This is a genomic window from Amycolatopsis sp. FBCC-B4732, assembly GCF_023008405.1.
In the GTDB taxonomy this organism is placed as follows: domain Bacteria; phylum Actinomycetota; class Actinomycetes; order Mycobacteriales; family Pseudonocardiaceae; genus Amycolatopsis; species Amycolatopsis pretoriensis_A.
The window spans coordinates 6742170-6757044 of the sequence record NZ_CP095376.1 but is presented as its reverse complement, the minus strand read 5'-3'; the positions used below and the strand labels follow the sequence as shown (position 1 = coordinate 6757044).

Below are 14875 nucleotides of genomic sequence, written 5' to 3'. Positions count from 1 at the left end.
GTGTCCCACCCCACCGCCGTGGTGGTGCTGGCGCTACCCCGGATCCACCCGTCCACGGGATCGAGCTCCCGGCCCCGCCCGCCTAGTTTTCGGTGCAAGGCAAGCAAAGGGGATTTCGATGACGACAGCGTATGCCGTGGAACTGGCCGGCGTGCGGAAGGTGTACGGCTCCGGTGACGGCGCCGTCACCGCGCTCGACGGCGTGTCGGCGGGAGTGGCGCGCGGCACGTTCACCGCGGTGATGGGGCCGTCCGGCTCCGGCAAGAGCACCTTCCTGCACTGCGCGGCCGGCCTGGACCGGCCGACGTCCGGGCGGGTGCTGCTGGGCGGCACCGAGATCGGCAAGATGAAGGAAGCCGAGCTGACGCGGCTGCGGCGCACCCGGATCGGGTTCGTCTTCCAGGCCTACAACCTGCTGCCGGCGCTGAACGTGCTGCAGAACATCACGCTCCCGCTGCGGCTCGCCGGCCAGAAGCCGGACCCGCGGTGGCTGCGCGAGGTCGTCGAGGGCGTGGGGATCGCGAAGCGGCTCGAGCACCGGCCGGCCGAGCTGTCCGGCGGGCAGCAGCAGCGCGTGGCGATCGCGCGGGCGCTGGTCACCCGGCCCGAGGTGGTGCTGGCCGACGAACCGACCGGCGCCTTGGACACCCGCACCGGGCGGCAGGTGCTGGACCTGCTCCGCGACGTCGTCGAGGGCATGGGGCAGACCGTCCTGATGGTCACCCACGACCCGGTCGCGGCTTCGGCCGCGCACGGCGTGCTGTTCCTGGCCGACGGCAAGCTGGCCGGTCACCTCCCGCACCCGACCCCCGAGCGGGTCGCGGAGCGGATGACGCACCTCGGGGAGTGGTGAGCGTGCTGTCCCTCGCCTGGCAGACGATCCGGAGCAGGCTCGGCGGGTTCGCCGGCGCCTTCGTCGCGATCCTGTGCGGGACCGCCCTCGTGGCGGCCTGCGGGGTCCTCATGGAATCCGGCCTGCGCGCCGGGGTCCCCACCCAGCGCTACGCCGCCGCGGCCGTCGTCGTCGGCGGCGCCCAGACCGTCCGGCCGCCCGGGGCCGACGCCCTCTCGTTCGAGCAGGTCGGCGAGCAGCCCGCGGTCCCGGCCGAGCTGGCCGGGCGGATCGCCGGGCTCCCCGGCGTGCGCACGGCGGTGGCGGAGCAGAGCTTCCCGGCGCGGGTCGTGACCGGCGACGGCCGGGTGCTCGGCGGCGCCGAGTCGCTGGGCCACAACTGGGACGCGGCCGTGCTGGCGCCCTTCACCCTGCGCGGCGGCCAGGCCCCCGGGGCGCCCGGCGAAGTCGTGCTCGACGCCGCGCTGGCGCGGGACGCCGGGGTCGGCGTCGGCGGGCAGGTCCGGATCGCGACGCGCTCGACGCCGTCGGTGTTCCGGGTGAGCGGGATCGTCGACGCGATGGCCCGGCAGCCGGCGGTGTTCTTCACCCCGGAGAAGGCCGTGGAGCTGGCCGGACGGCCCGGGCAGGCGCACGCGATCGGCGTGCTGGCCGACCCCGGCGTCGCCCCGGAGGCCCTCGCCGAGCGAGTGCGCGCGGTCGCGCCCGGCACCGAGGTGACCACCGGCGTCGAGCGCAGCAGCGTCGAATTCCTCGACGTCAGCCAGACGCGGACGCTGCTGCTGGCGATCGCGGGCTCGTTCGGCGGCTTCGCGCTGCTCGTCGCGGTGTTCGTCGTCGCGAGCACGCTGGCCCTGACCATCAACCAGCGGCGGCGGGAGTTCGCGCTGCTGCGCGCGGTCGCGGCGACCCCGCGGCAGATCCGCAAGCTCATCGGCACCGAAACGACGGTGATCGCGCTCGCCGCCGGCGTCCTCGGCAGCGTGCTGGGGCTCGCGGTCGCGTCCGGGCTGCGGGACGCCTTCGCCGCGATCGGCGTGGTCCCGGCCGACTTCGGCCTGGCCATCAGCCCGATCCCGCTCGTCGCCGCGCTCCTGCTCGGCCTGGGCGCGGCCCGGCTGGCCGCCTGGGCGGCGTCGCGGCGGCCGTCGACCATCAACCCGGTGGAGGCGCTGACCGAGGCCGCGGTGGAACGGCGGGAGCTCGGCCGCGCCCGGCTGATCACCGGCTGGAGCCTGGTGCTCGCCGGCTTCGGCGGCGCGCTGGTCCCGCTGTTCCTGCGCGGTGACGTGGCGACCGCCACCTCGACGATGTCGACGCTCGTCGTCGTGATCGGGCTGGCCGTGGTCGGCCCGCAGGTGACCGGCCTGGTGGTGCGGTTCCTCGTGCCGGTGCTGGCGCGGGTCTGGCGGATCAGCGGGTACCTGGCGGGCGCGAACGCGCACGCCAACGCCCGGCGCGTGGCCGCGGCCGTGACCCCGCTGATGCTGGCGGTGGCGTTCGCGCTGGCCACGTTCTACAGCCAGACGTCGAGCACCGAAGCCGCGCGGCAGGAGGCGGAGCGGTCGACGACCGCGGACTACGTGCTGGCCGGCCCGGGCGGGGTCTCGCCCGAGGTCGCGGCGGCGGTCCGGCGGGTGCCGGGCGTGGCCGTGGCGACGCCGGTGGTCCGGACGTCCGTGCTCACCGCGTCCACCGTGGGAGACAGCGTCGAGGTGCAGCGGAAGCCGGCGCAGGGCCTCGCGGCCGACCAGGCCGGGGGCGCGCTCGAACTCGGCGTCGACGCCGGGCGGCTCACCGACCTGACCGGCGACGCGGTGGCGCTGAGCCGCTCGGAAGCGGACTGGCTGGACAAGAAGCCCGGCGACGAGGTCGAGTTCTACTTCGGCGACGGCGTGCCGGCGAAGCTGCGGGTGGTGGCGACGTACACGCACGACCTCGCGTTCGGCGACTTCGTGCTGCCGGTCGAGCTGGCGCGGCAGCACACCGGCGGCCGCCTCGACGACTCGGTGCTGGTCCGGCGCGAACCGGGGGCGGACGCGGAAGCGGTGGCCTCGGCCCTGCGCGCGCTGCCGTACCCGGGTCTGGTGGTGGCCCCGGCGGCGTCGGCGTCCGCGCCGGAGGGCGGCGACCGGCAGGCGCAGTTCTACCTGAACCTGGTCGCGGTCGGCGTCATCGTGGGGTACCTGGCGATTTCGGTGGCCAACACGCTGGTGCTGACGACGGCGCAACGCGGCCGCGAATTCGCGCTGCTGCGGCTGGTGGGCACGACGCGCCGCCAGGTGACCCGCATGATGCGGCTCGAAGCGGTGGCCACGGTCGGGATCGCGGTGGTGCTCGGGACGCTCGTCGCGGTGGTGCCGCTCGCGCTGCTCAACGCCGGGCTGCGGGGAACCCCGCTGCCGGCCGGCCCGCTGTCCGTCTACTTCGGAATCACCGGCGGTGCGGTGCTGCTGGGGATGGTGGCGATCGGGGTCGCGACGAGGGTCGCGTTGCGCGCCAGGCCGATCGACGCGATCGGGCTGCGCGAATAGGGGAGTGCGGGGCGGGCCGGGTGGCCCGCCCCGCACCGGTTCAGCAGGCCGCGCCGGTGTCCTCGCCGGTGTAGGACGACACGAGGTACTGCGTCGTCTGCCCGATCAGGGCCGCGGTGCCGGCGGCGACGCACTTTTCGCCGACCAGCGTCTTGAACGCACCGCCGTAGGTCAGGGAATAGACCTTGATCTTCGTGGCGGCGGAACCGCAGTTGCCCCAGTGGTAGTCGCGCGCGCTGGGCCCGGCCGCCCCCTGCGTCGTGTAGTTGCCGCAGGTGACCGACTCCGACGCGGACGCCGGGCCGGCCACCAGGGGCAGGGCCGCGAAGGCCAGTCCGAGTGCCGCCGTCGCCGCAATGCGTTTCATCGTGGAACCCCCCGTTGGGTAGAAAACAGTGCGGTGCCGACGCTAGCGCTTTCCGGGCGCGGCAATTCCCCCTGAATTCATAGGGGTTGACGGAAAGACCGGGCCGCGGGAGCATCGAAACTTTCCGAAAGTTATTGCCCCACCGCCGGTGCAGCTCGCATGCTTTCGCCATCCCCAGTCCTCGACGAGGAGGAAGCATGCTCACCAAGAAACGCGGCCGCGGCAGGGTGTTCGCCGGTGGGGCCGTCCTGGCGCTGATCGCCACCTTCCTGCCCGGCACCGCCAGGGCCGACACCGTCATCACGACCAGCCAGACCGGGAACAACAACGGGTACTACTACTCGTTCTGGACCGACGGCGGCGGCTCGGTCAGCATGACGCTCGGCTCGGGCGGCAACTACCGGATGAACTGGAGCAACGTCGGGAACTTCGTCGGCGGCAAGGGCTGGAGCAACGGCAGCCGCCGCACGGTGAACTACTCCGGCAGCTTCAACCCCTCCGGCAACGGCTACCTGGCGCTCTACGGCTGGACGTCCAACCCGCTGGTCGAGTACTACATCGTCGACAACTGGGGCACCTACCGGCCCACCGGGACGTACAAGGGGACGGTGACCAGCGACGGCGGGACCTACGACATCTACCAGACGACCCGCTACAACGCGCCGTCCGTCGAAGGGACCAAGACGTTCAACCAGTACTGGAGCGTCCGGCAGCAGAAGAAGACCGGCGGCACCATCACCACCGGCAACCACTTCGACGCGTGGGCCCGTTACGGCATGCGGATGGGCAGCTTCAACTACTACATGATCCTCGCCACCGAGGGTTACCAGAGCAGCGGCAACTCGAACCTGACGGTGGGCTGATGATGCGTGCCACGAGGATTGTGCTGACCGCCGCGGTGCTGGCGGCGGCGAGCGTGTGCGCGGGTGCGCCGGCCCAGGCGGCGGCGTGCGGCGGGTACGTCGGCCTGACGTTCGACGACGGACCGTCGTCGGGCAAGACCCCGGCGCTGCTGAACGCGTTGCGGCAGAACGGGTTACGGGCCACGATGTTCAACGAGGGCCAGTACGCGGCCGCGTACCCGGCCCAGGTCCGCGCGCAGGTGAGCGCGGGGATGTGGGTGGGCAACCACAGCTACACGCACCCGCACCTGACCCAGCAGAGCCAGGCCCAGGTCGACTCGGAGATTTCCCGCACGCAGCAGGCGATCGCGGCCGCGGGCGGCGGCACGCCTCGGCTGTTCCGCCCTCCCTACGGGGAAACGAACGGGACGGTCCAGGCGGTGGAAGCGAAGTACGGCCTCCGCCAGATCATCTGGGACGTCGATTCCCAGGACTGGAACAACGCGAGCGTCGACGCGATCGTCCAGGCCAACGGGCGGCTGCAGAACGGCCAGATCATCCTGATGCACGAATGGCCGGCCAACACCCTGACGGCGATCCCGCGCATCGCGCAGAACCTGGCGAGCCGGGGTCTGTGCGCGGGGATGATCTCGCCGTCGACGGGCCGGGCGGTGGCGCCGGGCTGACCGGGTTCAGTCGACGTACCACTCGACGCGCGCCGAGGCCGGCCCCAGTGGGCGGACCTCGGCGCACGTCTGGTGGGTCACCAGGAGCCCGACCGTCCGGCAGAAGCGGGGCACCCGCGTGATGTCGCTCTCCGGCGCCGGCGTGAAGTTCTTGGCCGTCAGGTACCCGGCCACCACTTCCGGAGCCCGGTCGCCGGTGGCCGTCAGGACACGCCAGCAGCCGCCCGAACCGCAGCCGATGTCCTGCGCGATCCGCAGCCCCGGTGGACCGGGCGACACGCCTTCGGCGCCGGGGGCGGCCTGCCAGCCGGTGACCAGGACCCCGCAGGTGACGGCGAACCCGGTGAGTACCACGGCCGTGAGCCGCCCGAAGTTCCGCCGTTCGAGGGCCGCCCACGCGACCGCGGCCACGAGCGGGTACAGCCAGTACACCTCGATCGCCGCCGGGACCCACCGGCCGGTCGCGTCCAGTTCGCGGGGGAGCACGAACCACGCCAGCAGGGCCACGAGGACCACGCCGGTCCACGGTGAGCGGGGCGAGTACGCCCAGACGAGGATCGGGAGCAGGCCGAAGACCGCCGCGAAGGGGTCGTTCCGCGCGAAGGGGACCACGGCGATCGCCGCCGCCACGAGCGCCACGCGCCATCCATGGGTTCGCACGTGTTCACGAGTCGGCATCCCGCCATTGTCATCCACAGTGGACCCGGCCCGGCCGGTGGTAGCGTTTCCGGTGGAACCGGCGCGGGAGGGGACCATGGGCGAGCCGCGGCCGATCGGGGTGATCGTGGCCGATGACCAGCAGGCCGTGCGCGAAGGGCTGGCCGCGCTGCTGGACCTGCTCGACGACGTCGAGGTGACCGGGACCGCGGCGGACGGCGCGCAGGCGCTCGAACTCGTCTCGCGGCTCGACCCCGATGTCGTGCTGATGGACCTCAACATGCCCGTGCTGAGCGGGGTCGAAGCGACCCGGCGGATCACCCGGGACCACCCGGGCGTCGCCGTCGTGGTGCTGACGACGTACGCCGACGACGCCTCGATCGCCGGCGCGGTGGCCGCCGGGGCGCGCGGGTACCTGACCAAGGACGCGGGCCGCGCCGAAATCGGGGCCGCGCTGCGGGCCGTGGCCGCGGGGCAGCTGACGTTCGGTGCCGAGGTCTCGCACCGGGTCGCCGGCGCGCTGCTCGGCCCGGGCGCGCGGAAAGCCGCCCCGCGCCGGGAAAGCCCGCCGGACGGGCTCACCGCCCGCGAGGCCGAAGTGCTCGGCCTGATCACCGCCGGGCTGAGCAACGGCGAGATCGCGGCCGCGTTGTTCGTCGCCGAGACGACCGTGAAAACGCACATCAACAACGCGTTCGCCAAGATCGGCGCCCGCAACCGGATCGAGGCCATGCGCTACGCCGTGCGGCACGGCCTCGACCACGACTGACGGTCACGATTTTCCGCGCTCGTTCAGGACTGCGCCGTTGGTTACCGATCCGGCCACAGCCACGGCCGGATCGGCCCGCGACAACGGTTGCGTGACGCTGCGGCGGCGGCCTACTTTTGGCCGGATCGGTAACGAAGCGCTTTACCGCCGACCTCCTTCGCCCGGTCGTACCGGCCCGCTTTCTTGAGCGCGAACACGACCACGCCGAGCAGCAGGATCAACAACAGGATCCCGCCGCCGATGATGGCGAAACGGAGCAGCATGAAACCGAGTACTTCACCCATCGCGGATTCCCCTTCCCCCGGTGCCGCTCGCTGCGGCACCCGACGAGGAGGAAGCTAACGCCGGTCACGGGTGGAAGAGGACCTCCGCGGGGTGGAGATCCGGGTGGAGACACCGCACGCAGGTCACTCGGCGACTCTGGTGCGCCCGCACCAGGCGAACACCGGTACCGGGTCGCCCGCGGTGCCCGTCGTGAACTCGCCTTCGTGGGAGAAGTGCTCGTAGCCGGCGCCGAAGCTGACCTTCGCGACTTCGCCGATGCTGCCGACCGTCCATTCACGGTGCCGCTCGATCAGCTCGGCGGGACCACCGGAAAGCGTCACTTTGATATTCGTCATGATTGATTCTCCGTGGGCTCGTCTACGCGGAGGAAAAGCAGGAAGTGTGGCCTGCGTCTCTTCGACGATGCCTGACGGTCGTTCGCCGTGTCAAGATGTCCGGCTCCTATCCGGGAAATGACCAGAACAGGGGTTGACCCGGCATTTGTAAGGGTTTTCTCCGAACGGGGATAGGGGTTGCTTCAGCCCAGGACGGCCGGTTCCGCGCCCCAGCCGGGGTCGCCGGTGGCGGCGAAGCGCACCCACGCGCCGTTGACTTCGCGGGCCAGCTCCGCCGGGGCACCGGGCCCGGTGAACGACGTCGAGGCGGCCAGGGAATCGAACACGAACGGCAGTTCCATGCCGTGGCAGGCGCCGAGCTTCGGCGCCTGCCACGCGAAGTCGTACCGGAACGACCGGCCCTGGTGTGCGGCCACGAGCTCCGCGACGCCGTCGCGGAAGACCAGGTCGGTCATGGCCTCGACGAACACCTCGCCCGCCGTCCGGCCGGCCCCGAGGCCGTAGCGCCCGAGCACGCCCGCCGCGTCCGGGTGCGACGCCGACAGCATGGCCACCGCCTGCTCCTCGGTGAGCACGTCGAGCAGGCCGCTCGGGCCGAAGTACAGGCGCATCTCCTCGCGGCACGCACCCGCGACCAGGTCGACCCCCGCGCCCGCGCCACCCCGGATCGCCTCGCCGGGGTGGACCGGCAGGACGTCGTCGCCGACCAGGGGCAGGAACGGGCTGAGGCCGAACCCGTGGTCCCGGCCGCCGGTGTCGCGCAGGTCGGGCGTGCCGCCGGGCTTCAGGAGCGCGTCCTGCGCGCCGAGCAGCCGCTCGGTCGGCAGTTCCCGGAACGCCGCGGCGGTCGGTCGGACGCCCAGCCCGGCCGAGACGGTCTTCGTGAGCCGGTCGAGCTCCGCGCGCCCGCGCACCAGGTTCATGTGTCCGCTTTGGACGATCGCGCGGCGGAAAAGTCCTTCGGAGAGCGGGGAACCGAGCAGGCAGGCGACGCTGATCGCGCCCGCGGACTCGCCGAAGAGCGTGACGTTGCCGGGATCGCCGCCGAACGCGGCGATGGTGTCCCGGACCCACCGCAGCGCGGCCAGCTGGTCGCGCAGGCCGAGGTTGGTCGCGCCGCCGAGCGGGAGGAAGCCGTCGATGCCGAGCCGGTACTGCACGGTGACCAGCACCGCGCCGGCGCGGGTGAACGCCGTCCCGTCGTACACGGGTGCCGAGCCGGTGCCGCCGATGAACGCGCCACCGTGCAGGAACACCAGCACCGGCAGGTTCCCGGCGCCCGGGTCCGGCGTCCAGACGTCGGCGGTCAGGTACTCCGGGCCCGGCCGCCAGCCGTCGCCGACGACGGCCGACAGGTCGAGGCCCGGGATCTCGCGGTGCCGCTGCGGGGCGGTGGGCCCGGCGGCGCGGGCGTCCCGCACGCCGTCCCAGGCCGGGGCCGGGGCGGGCGGGGCGAACCGCAGCGCGCCCTCGGGCGCGGCGGCGTACGGGATGCCGCGGAAGCGGAAGCCGGTGGCGGTGGCTTCGCCGCGGACCTGACCGGCGGGCGTGCGGACGATCATGCGGGTGTCCCTTCGGGGAAGACCTTGCCGGGGTTGAAGATCCCATGCGGGTCGAGGGCGTTCTTGATCGCGCGGTGCAGGTCCAGCACCTCCGGGCCGAGCTCGCGGGCCAGCCCGGGCCGCTTGAGCAGGCCGACGCCGTGCTCGCCGGTGACCGTGCCGCCGAGGTCGAGCGCGTCGGCGATGATGTCTTCGAACGCGGCCTGCGCGTTGGCGCGCGCGGTGTCGTCGCCGGCCGGGGTGACGAGCAGCGGGTGCAGGTTGCCGTCGCCGATGTGCGCCACGTTCGCGATGTGCACGCCGTGCCGCCGCCCCGCCGCGTCGATCCGGGCGAGCATTTCGGGCACGGCCTGGGTGGGGACGCAGACGTCCTCGGTGAGCAGCGGCCCGAGCCGTTCCAGCGCGGGGTAGGCCAGCCGGCGCGCGGCGAACAACGCGTCCGCCTCGGCCTGGTCGGTCGACTGCGCGGCCCACGTCGCGCCGGCCTGCTCGAAGCACGCCAGGATCTCCGCGGCTTCGTGCTCGCCGAGGGCACCCGGTGCGTCGGTGCGGGCGAGGAGCACGACTTCGGCGTCGGCGCTCAAGCCCATGTTCTTCCACGCGTCCACCGCGGCCAGGCAGTGCCGGTCGACGAGCTCCAGCGCCGAAGGCAGCACGCCGGCCGCGGCGATCGCGGCGGCCGCGTGCCCGGCGTCCACAGTGGACCCGAAGTAGCCGGCGACGGTGCGCTCGGCGGCGCGGGCGGGCCGCAGCCGGACGGTGACCTCGGTGACCACGCCCAGCGTGCCCTCGGAGCCGACCAGCAGCCCGGTCAGGTCGTAGCCCGCGACGCCCTTGGCGGTGCGGCGGCCGAGCCGGACGAGCTCGCCGGTGCCGGTGACGACCTGCAGCCCCAGCACGTAGTCGCGGGTGACGCCGTACTTGACGCAGCAGACGCCGCCGGCGTTGGTGGCGACGTTCCCGCCGATCGTCGACCACGGCGAGCTGGCCGGGTCGGGCGGGTACCAGAGGCCGTGCTCGGCGCACGCGGCCCGCAGGTCTTCGTTGACGACCCCGGGCTCGACCACGGCGTACCGCTCCGGCTCGTTGATCTCCTTGACGGCGGTGAGCCGGTCGGTGACCAGCACGACGCAGCCGTCGACGGCGTTCGCCCCGCCGGACAGCCCGGTCCCGGCGCCGCGGGTGACGAGCGGGGTGCGGGTGCGCAGGCAGGCCCGGACCACGGCCTGGACCTCCTCGGCCGTGTGCGGCCGGACGACCACGGCGGGCTGCGCGTACGGCGCCCATTCGGCCTCGTCGTGGGCGAAGCTCCGCACGACGTCGGGGTCGCGGACCAGCCGGTCGTCGGGCAGCGCGGCGGTCAGATCGTCGATCAGCACCTCCGGAACCTATCCGACGCACCCCGCGAGACGTGCGTTTCGCACGGGCAATCGAGGAGACGTTCCCCTTGACGAAGAGCTGCCACCCTGATCCGCAGCTTCCTCTCCGAGTGGTGAAATTCCCGACTGGGGTGGTGAAATGAAACTGCTAGCCCTGCTCCACAGCCCCGCGGCCAGTGGTGGTGACACGACGACGCGGCGGATCGCCGGGCACCTGTCCGCCGGCGGGCACGCGGTCCGGCTCGAGCCCCACGAGGCCGCCGTGTCCGCGGTGGCCGAGGACGGCGACGTGCTCGCGATGGTCGGCACGCACGCCCTGCTGAGCGGCAGCACGTTCCTCGAGATCGGCCTCCCGTACGTGCTCGTCCTGGGCGGCACGGACCTCAACGAGTACGCGCTGGAACCGGTGTTCCACCAGGTGATGACCCAGGCGGTCGAGCGCGCAGCCGGCCTGGTCGCGTTCAACGACGACTTCGTCCGGCGCAGCCGCGAGCTGTGGCCGCAGGTCGCCGACAAGGTGCGGTGCATCCCGCAGGGTGTCGAGACGACGCCGTCGGACTACTCGCTGCGCCGCGCGCTCGGCGTCGGCGCCGACGCGAAGCTGCTGCTCCTGCCCGCGGGGCTGCGGCCGGTCAAGGACCCGCTGTTCGCGATCGACTGCGTCAAGCGGCTGCACGAAGAGGACGAGCGCGTCCGGCTCGTCATCGCCGGCGTCTCCTACGACGAGGACTACGAGGCCATGGTGCGGCGGCGCTGCGGGGACAGCCCGGCGGTGCGGTACGTCGGCGCGCTGGACCGCGACGACCTGCACGCCGCGATGCGCGAGGCGACCGCGGTGCTCAACACCTCGACATCGGAGTGCAGCCCGAACGCGCTGCTCGAAGCGATGGACGTCGGCTGCCCGGTCGTCGTGCGGGACATCCCCGGCAACACGTGCCTGGTCGAGCACGACGCCACCGGCCTGGTGTTCGCCGACCGCGACGGCCTGCGCACCCAGGTGCGGCGGCTGCTCGACGACGACGTGCTGGCCCGGCGGCTGCGGCGCAACGGCCGGGAGCACGTCCGGCGCACCCACGGCATGCCCGCCGAGCGGGCCGCGTACGCCGCGGTGTTCCGCGACCTGCTCGACGACCTGCCGCTCGTGGTGGACGTGCCGGGGCGCGACCGGGTCGTGCGCGCCAACGGCGTCGACCTCTGCGTGCAGACCTTCGGTGACCCGGCGGACCCGGCGATCCTGCTGGTGGCCGGGTCGGGCGCGTCGATGCTGGCGTGGGACGCCGGGTTCTGCGAACTGCTCGCCGCCGGGTCCCGGTACGTCATCCGCTACGACCACCGCGACACCGGCCGGTCGGTGCACTACCCGCCCGGCGAGCCGCCCTACGAGCTGCGGGACCTGGCCGCGGACGCGCTCGGCGTGCTCGACGCGCTCGGCGTCGAGCGCGCGCACGTCGTCGGGATTTCGCTCGGCGGGATGATCGCGCAGGTCGCGGCGCTGGCCGAGCCGGCGCGGATCGCGTCGCTGACGCTGATGGCCACCAGCCCCGGCGAGGGTGCGGACGGCCCCGACCTGCCGCCGCCGGCGCTGCGCGTGCTGACCGCGCTGGCCGACGTCGAGCCGCCGGACTGGACCGACCGCGACTCGGTCGTCGAACACCTGGTGGCGGGAGCGAGGCTCCTCGCCGGGCGGGACTTCGACGAGCACGCGCACCGGCGGGTGGCGGCCCGGGTGTTCGCCCGCGCCGGCGGCACGCTCGAGTCCGCGGGCAACCACGCCTACCTCGACCACGGCGCGCCGTGGCGGCCCCGGCTCGGCCGGATCACCGCGCCGACGCTGGTGGTGCACGGCGCCGACGACCCGATCCACCCTGTGGCCCACGCGCACGCGCTGGCGGCGGCGATCCCCGGCGCGGCACTGCGGATCCTCGGCCGCACCGGCCACGAACTGTCCGAAGTGGACTGGCCGGACCTGGTCCCGGCCCTGGTCCGCCACACCTCCGGCTCCGAAGGGCGGCTTCCCCGTGCAACCACACCCCTGTGACTGCAGCCCGATGTGCGAGCTGCGGGCGGCGAACCCGATGCGGATCGAGCCGACGCGCCCGGGGCGTGACGGCACGTTCGCGGCGGTTTCGCCCTACCGGCGGGCCGAGCCGGCGACCGGCGACCTCGCCGCGCGCGTGACGAGCTACGTCGTCCTGACGCTCGACCCGGCGGTGCCCGACGTGGCCGCGGACTACTGGATGCACAGCGAACGCTTCTACCGCGCGGTGGCCGGCCCGATCGGCACCCGGCTGGGGAGCGACCTCGCCTACCGGCGGCTGGTCGCGCACCCGACGGACGCCGACGCCGAGCGCGCCCTGGCCGCGCGGGTGGCGGAACTGTTCGAGGAAGACCCGGCCCTGGCCGGGGAACTGGCCGCCCGGGCCGACGTCGCCGACGACAACGTCTACATCAACTACTTCCGCGGCCCGGACTACACGCTCGACGCGCGGACCGCCGACGTCGAGCGGCTGACCGGCCTCGCCGCCGGCGCGCCGAACCGTCCGGACGGGCGCGGAGACGAGGTGCTCGTCGTCGTCCCGATCTCCGACCGCGACGGCGCGGGCCGGATCCGCAACCTGATGGCGTGCCTGCTCGCCCTGCGCGACCAGACGATGCCCGCGTCGGACTACCGGGTGACCGTGGTGGAATTCGACGAGAAGCCCCGGTGGCGGGACCGGATCGAGCCGCTGGCCGACCACTACCTGCACGTCACCGGGCACGGCCTGTTCAACAAGTCGTGGACGGTCAACGCGGGCGTCCGCCACACCCTCGGCGCCGCCCGTACGTTGTGCCTGCTCGACGCCGACATCCTGGTCGACCGCGACTTCCTGCGGCGCAACCACGCGCGCTTCGCCGAGCACGGCCACGACGCGCACCTGCCGCACACGGAAATGCTGTCGCTGGACGCGCAGGCGAGCGACCGCCTGATCGAGGACCGCTGCGCCGGGCGTTCCGCCGACGTCCCGCTCGCGGGCGCGCGCGGGTTGCTGCTGCGGGACGTGCCGGGTGCGTGCCTGTGGCTCACCCCGGAGCTGTTCACCGAAGTCGGCGGGCTCGACGAGCGCTACCGCGGCTGGGGCGGCGAGGACGAGGACATGCTCTACCGCGTCGCCACCGCGGGCACGGCGATCCAGTTCGACGACGTGTTCGTCCACCTGGCCCACCGGCGCCCGGCGATGCGGCGCGAGGACGGGGCGCCGTTCAACGCGCACGTCCCGGTCGGCACGTGGACCGGCGAGCAGGGCTACGGCGACCTCGAGCACGGCACCGGAACCGATGACTAGCGCCGTTCTTCCCCTGCGCCGGGAACGGACCGCCGTCGCCACGGTGTTCTTCGTCGTCGGCGTCATGCTGGGCACGTGGTTCACGCGCGTGCCGGAGCTGCGCACGGCGCTGGACCTGGACTTCGCCGAACTCGGCGCGGTGCTGCTGTTCCAGACGGTCGGCGTGCTGATCGCGATGCAGGTGGCGGGGCACCTGTCCGCGCACCTGGACACGCGCACGGTCCTGCGCTGGACGGCGGCGCTCGTCCCGTGGTGCCCGGTGCTGGTCACGGTGACGTCGGGCCCGGTCGCCGCGGCGGCCGCGATGCTGGGGTGGGGCCTGCTGGCGGGCCTGCTCGACGTGGCGATGAACGCCCAGGGCGTCGAACTGGAGCGAGCCGGGGGCCGCCCGTTCCTGAGCGGCCTCCACGCGGTGTGGGGCGCCGGCGCGCTGGTGGGCTCGCTCGGTTCGCTGGGCGCGATCCGGGCGGGAGTGCCGCTGGGCGTGCACTTCGGCGTCGTCGCGGCCGTGTTGTGCGTGCTGGCGCTGGTGGCCGGGCGGCACGCGTTGCCGGAGACCGTGCGACGCGGACCGCGCAAGCCGGTGGGGCTGCTGTCCGGCTGGACGCGCTGGGTCCTGGTGCTGGGCGCCCTCGGCGCGGCGGCGGCGTTGTGCGAAGGCGCGGTTTCGAGCTGGTCCGGAGTGTTCTTGCGCGAGCAGCGCGGCGCGGCCGTCGAAGTGGCTTCGCTGGGGTACTTCGTGTTCGTGCTGGCCCAGACGTTCACGCGGGTGTTCGGCGACCGCGCGCACCGCATCCTCGGCCCGGTGTCGTTGCTGCGCTGGAGCATGGCGGCGACGGTGGCGGGCGTGCTGGTCGCGGTGCTTTCGCCGGACCCGTGGATCGGCCTGGCGGGCTTCGCGGTCCAGGGCTGCGGCCTGGCGGTGGTGATCCCGGTGATCTCCGGCGCGGTCGGGCATGGGGCGGGCGGGAACACGAGCCTGGCGATCGCGCGGTATTCGACGTTGCACCAGGCGGGAGTGCTGGCCGGGCCGGCGTTGTTCGGCTGGCTGGCGCAGACGTGGGGGATCAGCGCGGCACTGGCGTTGCTGGTGGTGCCGCTGGCCGCGATCGCGGTGCTGGCAACGGCGACCCGTCCGGCGGAGCAACCGGAGGCGGTCCACCAGCGCGCGGCGTGACCCGGCCGCCACGCCGGCCTTTCAAGATCGGGAATCCCCTGGAACTGCTTGAACACGCAACCAGATGCGAGTACTAGTGGCACCAGGACCAGTACGGTCCGTTGGC

14 protein-coding genes are annotated in these 14875 nt (G+C 73.3%); 8 read left to right on the top strand and 6 right to left on the bottom strand.

Annotated features, from left to right (window positions below; translation table 11 throughout):
• Window positions 1-118 precede the first annotated feature (118 nt).
• Together MUY14_RS29590 and MUY14_RS29585 are read left to right on the top strand one after the other, a co-directional pair.
• Window positions 119-853: an ABC transporter ATP-binding protein gene (locus tag MUY14_RS29590; protein WP_247014060.1), complete on the top strand. Its 735-nt coding sequence runs from the start codon at window positions 119-121 to the stop codon at window positions 851-853.
• The gene (locus MUY14_RS29585) at window positions 847-3387 is read left to right on the top strand and encodes an ABC transporter permease (RefSeq protein ID WP_247014058.1); all 2541 of its coding nucleotides are present in this window, start codon (window positions 847-849) and stop codon (window positions 3385-3387) included. Before MUY14_RS29590 ends, MUY14_RS29585 begins: the two co-directional genes overlap by 7 nt.
• A 40-nt stretch (window positions 3388-3427) precedes the next feature.
• Here the strand turns inward: MUY14_RS29585 and MUY14_RS29580 are convergent, their stop codons facing one another.
• On the bottom strand, window positions 3428-3754 hold the full coding sequence (locus tag MUY14_RS29580) for a hypothetical protein (protein WP_247014056.1): 327 nt from the start codon (window positions 3752-3754) through the stop codon (window positions 3428-3430).
• Between the two features lie 197 nt (window positions 3755-3951).
• Here MUY14_RS29580 and MUY14_RS29575 point away from each other — a divergent pair, with 197 nt between their 5' ends.
• On the top strand, window positions 3952-4617 hold the full coding sequence (locus MUY14_RS29575) for a glycoside hydrolase family 11 protein (protein ID WP_247014054.1): 666 nt from the start codon (window positions 3952-3954) through the stop codon (window positions 4615-4617).
• Window positions 4617-5282, top strand: coding sequence for a polysaccharide deacetylase family protein (locus MUY14_RS29570; RefSeq protein ID WP_247014052.1), 666 nt, complete (start codon window positions 4617-4619; stop codon window positions 5280-5282). Before MUY14_RS29575 ends, MUY14_RS29570 begins: the two co-directional genes overlap by 1 nt.
• Before the next feature lie 6 nt (window positions 5283-5288).
• Here the strand turns inward: MUY14_RS29570 and MUY14_RS29565 are convergent, their stop codons facing one another.
• Window positions 5289-5921 (bottom strand): hypothetical protein, encoded by a 633-nt coding sequence (locus MUY14_RS29565; RefSeq protein ID WP_247014049.1) that lies wholly within the window; start codon window positions 5919-5921, stop codon window positions 5289-5291.
• A 115-nt stretch (window positions 5922-6036) separates the two neighbouring features.
• On the opposite strand from MUY14_RS29565, the gene MUY14_RS29560 reads away from it, so the two are divergent.
• Window positions 6037-6708, top strand: a complete 672-nt coding sequence (locus MUY14_RS29560) for a response regulator transcription factor (protein WP_247014048.1) — start codon at window positions 6037-6039, stop codon at window positions 6706-6708.
• A gap of 110 nt (window positions 6709-6818) precedes the next feature.
• Here the strand turns inward: MUY14_RS29560 and MUY14_RS29555 are convergent, their stop codons facing one another.
• The 4 genes from MUY14_RS29555 to MUY14_RS29540 all read right to left on the bottom strand — a co-directional run bounded on the left by MUY14_RS29555 (window position 6819) and on the right by MUY14_RS29540 (window position 10269).
• Window positions 6819-6992: a hypothetical protein gene (locus MUY14_RS29555; RefSeq protein ID WP_247014046.1), complete on the bottom strand. Its 174-nt coding sequence runs from the start codon at window positions 6990-6992 to the stop codon at window positions 6819-6821.
• A gap of 123 nt (window positions 6993-7115) precedes the next feature.
• Window positions 7116-7328, bottom strand: a complete 213-nt coding sequence (locus MUY14_RS29550) for a DUF5988 family protein (RefSeq protein WP_247014044.1) — start codon at window positions 7326-7328, stop codon at window positions 7116-7118.
• Between the two features lie 182 nt (window positions 7329-7510).
• Window positions 7511-8890 carry a carboxylesterase/lipase family protein gene (locus tag MUY14_RS29545; protein WP_247014042.1) on the bottom strand — a complete coding sequence of 460 codons (1380 nt, stop codon included), beginning with the start codon at window positions 8888-8890 and terminating at the stop codon, window positions 7511-7513.
• Complete coding sequence (locus MUY14_RS29540; RefSeq protein WP_247014040.1) at window positions 8887-10269, bottom strand: FAD-binding oxidoreductase; 1383 nt, start codon at window positions 10267-10269, stop codon at window positions 8887-8889. The genes MUY14_RS29545 and MUY14_RS29540 overlap by 4 nt, the downstream gene beginning before the upstream one ends.
• A 139-nt stretch (window positions 10270-10408) precedes the next feature.
• Between MUY14_RS29540 and MUY14_RS29535 the strand changes: the two genes are divergently transcribed.
• The 3 genes from MUY14_RS29535 to MUY14_RS29525 are packed head-to-tail and all read left to right on the top strand — an operon-like array spanning window position 10409 to window position 14769.
• Window positions 10409-12307, top strand: coding sequence for an alpha/beta fold hydrolase (locus MUY14_RS29535; protein WP_247014038.1), 1899 nt, complete (start codon window positions 10409-10411; stop codon window positions 12305-12307).
• Window positions 12308-12317: 10 nt separating this feature from the next.
• Entirely contained in the window at window positions 12318-13592 is a 1275-nt protein-coding gene (locus MUY14_RS29530; protein ID WP_247014035.1) for a glycosyltransferase family 2 protein, read from the top strand.
• The gene (locus MUY14_RS29525) at window positions 13585-14769 is read left to right on the top strand and encodes an MFS transporter (RefSeq protein ID WP_247014033.1); all 1185 of its coding nucleotides are present in this window, start codon (window positions 13585-13587) and stop codon (window positions 14767-14769) included. Before MUY14_RS29530 ends, MUY14_RS29525 begins: the two co-directional genes overlap by 8 nt.
• Window positions 14770-14875 lie beyond the last annotated feature (106 nt).

Excerpts from the sequence above, each read along its gene's own strand:
- MUY14_RS29550 (WP_247014044.1), bottom strand. The coding sequence starts at position 7,328 with ATGACGAATATCAAAGTGACGCTTTCCGGTGGTCCCGCCGAGCTGATC.
- MUY14_RS29555 (WP_247014046.1), bottom strand. The coding sequence starts at position 6,992 with ATGGGTGAAGTACTCGGTTTCATGCTGCTCCGTTTCGCCATCATCGGC.
- MUY14_RS29525 (WP_247014033.1), top strand. The coding sequence starts at position 13,585 with ATGACTAGCGCCGTTCTTCCCCTGCGCCGGGAACGGACCGCCGTCGCC.
- MUY14_RS29580 (WP_247014056.1), bottom strand. The coding sequence starts at position 3,754 with ATGAAACGCATTGCGGCGACGGCGGCACTCGGACTGGCCTTCGCGGCC.
- MUY14_RS29530 (WP_247014035.1), top strand. The coding sequence starts at position 12,318 with ATGTGCGAGCTGCGGGCGGCGAACCCGATGCGGATCGAGCCGACGCGC.
- MUY14_RS29590 (WP_247014060.1), top strand. The coding sequence starts at position 119 with ATGACGACAGCGTATGCCGTGGAACTGGCCGGCGTGCGGAAGGTGTAC.
- MUY14_RS29560 (WP_247014048.1), top strand. The coding sequence starts at position 6,037 with ATGGGCGAGCCGCGGCCGATCGGGGTGATCGTGGCCGATGACCAGCAG.
- MUY14_RS29535 (WP_247014038.1), top strand. The coding sequence starts at position 10,409 with ATGAAACTGCTAGCCCTGCTCCACAGCCCCGCGGCCAGTGGTGGTGAC.
- MUY14_RS29570 (WP_247014052.1), top strand. The coding sequence starts at position 4,617 with ATGATGCGTGCCACGAGGATTGTGCTGACCGCCGCGGTGCTGGCGGCG.
- MUY14_RS29545 (WP_247014042.1), bottom strand. The coding sequence starts at position 8,890 with ATGATCGTCCGCACGCCCGCCGGTCAGGTCCGCGGCGAAGCCACCGCC.
- MUY14_RS29575 (WP_247014054.1), top strand. The coding sequence starts at position 3,952 with ATGCTCACCAAGAAACGCGGCCGCGGCAGGGTGTTCGCCGGTGGGGCC.